This window comes from Mycobacterium sp., from assembly GCF_035653355.1.
Lineage (GTDB): Bacteria > Actinomycetota > Actinomycetes > Mycobacteriales > Mycobacteriaceae > Mycobacterium.
In genome coordinates this window covers 1-2857 of sequence record NZ_DASRBZ010000678.1, presented here as the reverse complement: position 1 = coordinate 2857, position 2857 = coordinate 1, and the positions used below count along the sequence as shown (strand labels likewise).

The following is a 2857-nucleotide window of genomic DNA, read 5'->3' as shown; positions in this document are numbered from 1 at the left end:
CGGCCTCCAGCGGGTCGGGGTCGATGACTCCTTCTTCGACCTCGGCGGCGACAGCATCTCGGCGATGCAGGTAGTGACCCGGGCCCGGGCCGCCGGGTTGAGTTGTCGGCCCCGAGACGTGTTCGTCGAGCAGACGGTGGCCCGGCTGGCCCGGGTGGCCGCGGTGACCGATGCCGAGACAGTCCTAGTCGATGAGGGTGTCGGGCCGGTGACCGCCACGCCGATCATGCGCTGGCTGGCGGAAGTAGACGGCCCGGTCGACCAGTTCAACCAGGCAGTGCTGCTGCAGGCCCCCACCGGGGCGAGCCAGGCCGATGCGGTGCTGCTGGTTCAGGCGCTGCTGGATCGCCATCCCATGCTGTGGGCATGCGTCGTCGACGACGGTTCCGGGGGCTGGAGACTCCAGGTGCCCGAGCCCGGGTCGGTGAATGCCGCCGCCTGCCTGCACAGCGTGGAAGTGCTGAGCGAGCAGGCAGTGATCGAGGCGCGTTCGCGGTTGAACCCGGCGGCTGGGGTGATGCTTAGCGGGCTGTGGGTGTCTTCCACCGGGCAGCTGGTGTTGATCGTTCATCATCTGGCCATCGATGCGGTGTCGTGGCGCATCGTGCTCGAAGACCTCAACATCGCATGGGCCCAGCACCGCGCGGGTCAGCCCATCGCACTGCCGGCGCCCGGGACCTCGTTTGCCCGCTGGTCATCCGTGCTGGCCGAGTATGCCCACCATGCGGAGGTCGTGGAGCAGGCCGACGCCTGGAAGCAGGCGGCCGCCCCGGCGACGTTGCCGGCGATGGACCCTGCGGTGGATACGTTCGCGACGGCCGGACATTTGTCGGTGTCGCTGGACGCCGAGACCACCGCGACGCTGATGGGTGACGTGCCGGCGGCGTTTCACGCCAGCATCCACGAGGTTTTGTTGACCGCGTTGGCGCTAGCGCTCGCGGAGTTTGCGGGCAACAGCACGGACCCGATCGGTATCGACGTGGAGGGCCACGGCCGCCACGAGGAATTGGCGCCCGGAGTTGACCTCTCCCGCACCGTGGGCTGGTTTACCACCAAATACCCGGTGTCTTTGGCGGTCGGGCGGCTGGACTGGGCGCGAGTGACCGCCGGCGATGCAGCGCTGGGGGCGCTGCTCAAAGACGCCAAAGAGCATCTGCGCGTCCTGCCGCATCCAGTCACCTACGGCCTGTTGCGCTACCTGAACCCCGATGTCGATCTGGCCGTATCCGATCCGCTGATCGGCTTCAACTATCTGGGCCGCCTCGGCGCAGCCGCAGGCGACCCCGTCGGTGATATCTGGCAACTCAGCCCGGACGGCGGGTCGCTCAGCGCCACCGCGTCGGCGATCCCGATGCCACTGGCCCACACGCTGGAGCTCAACGCCGTCACGCTCGACACCGACGCGGGCCCCCAATTGCACGGCAATTGGACGTGGGCGCCCTCAGCACTCGACGAGCCTCAAGTCGCGCACTTGAGCCGGTTGTGGTGTGAGGCCCTGGGCGGGATCTGCGCGCATGTGCGAGCCGGCGGGGGCGGGCTCACACCGTCGGACATCGCACCGGCGCGCCTGACCCAGCCGCAAATCGAGGAACTTGAGCAGCACCACCGCATCGCCGATGTGTTGCCGCTGACTCCGCTGCAGCAGGGCCTGCTGTTTCACGCCGGCACCGCCCCGGGCGGCGACGACGTGTATGCGGTGCAACTGCAAATCACCCTCAGCGGCTTCCTCGATGCCGACAAGCTGCGTGACGCGCTGCGCACGGTGGTCGCCCGGCACCCCAGCCTGGTGGCCCGCTTCTGCACCCGGTTCGACGAGCCGGTGCAAATCATCCCCGCCGACCCGATCGTGCCGTGGCGTTATATCGACCTCGACTGCGACGACAACCCGGACGAGCACATCGAGCAGCTCTGTGCTGCCGAGCGCGCCGCGGTGTGCCGGCTGGACGAGCAGCCGGCGTTTCGGGCGATGTTGATCCGCAGCGGCAACGACCTGTACCGACTGGTGCTGACCAATCACCACATCGTGCTCGATGGCTGGTCGCTGCCGATCCTGCTCGGCGAGATCTTCGCCGGCTACCAGGGGCAACGGCTTGGCACGCCCGGGTCCTATCGGCGGTTTGTCGAGTGGCTGGCCGGCCGCGACCAGGAGGCCGCCCGCGCGGCGTGGCGCCAGCTGCTGGACGGTTTCGAGAACCCGACCCTCGTGGCCCCGCCGCACCGGGTGACTCCGGGGCGGCCGGCGGTGCAATCGGCTCGGGTGCCCGCCGCGATCACCCGGGCGGTCAACGAGCTGGCCCGCTCATCGCACACCACCGTCAACACCGTGTTGCAGGCGGGCTTCGCGCAGCTGCTGATGGGATTGACCGGCCAGCACGATGTCGCGTTCGGCACCACGGTGTCGGGCCGGCCCGCCGAGGTACCCGGCGCGGAGTCGATCGTGGGCCTGTTGATCAACACCGTGCCGGTGCGGGCCAACATCACCGCGGCCACCACCACCACAGACCTAGTTGACCAGCTGCAACGGGCCCACAACGACACCCTCGAGCATCAACACTTGGCGCTGGCCGACATCCACCGCGCGGCCGGCCAGGACATGCTTTTCGACACGTTGTTCGTCTACGAAAACTATCCGCTCGACACCGCCGCGGGCTGGGGCCAGCAGCAGTCGAGCATCACCGACATCCATATCCACGAATCGACCCACTACCCCTTGACGGTGGTGGCCATGCCCGGCGACGAGCTGGGTCTTCGCGTCGAATACGACGCCGATGTCTTCGACCCGCACAGCATCACCACCCTCATTGAGCGCCTGCAGCGGGTGCTGACAGCCATGACAACCGATCCCGGCCAGCCGCTG

General features: G+C 68.3%; 1 protein-coding gene. It reads left to right on the top strand.

Annotation, left to right across the window (positions count from 1 at the left end; genetic code table 11):
• Positions 1 to 2857 (top strand): condensation domain-containing protein (locus tag VFA16_RS23335; RefSeq protein ID WP_324970117.1); only part of this gene is annotated, 2857 nt, incomplete at both ends.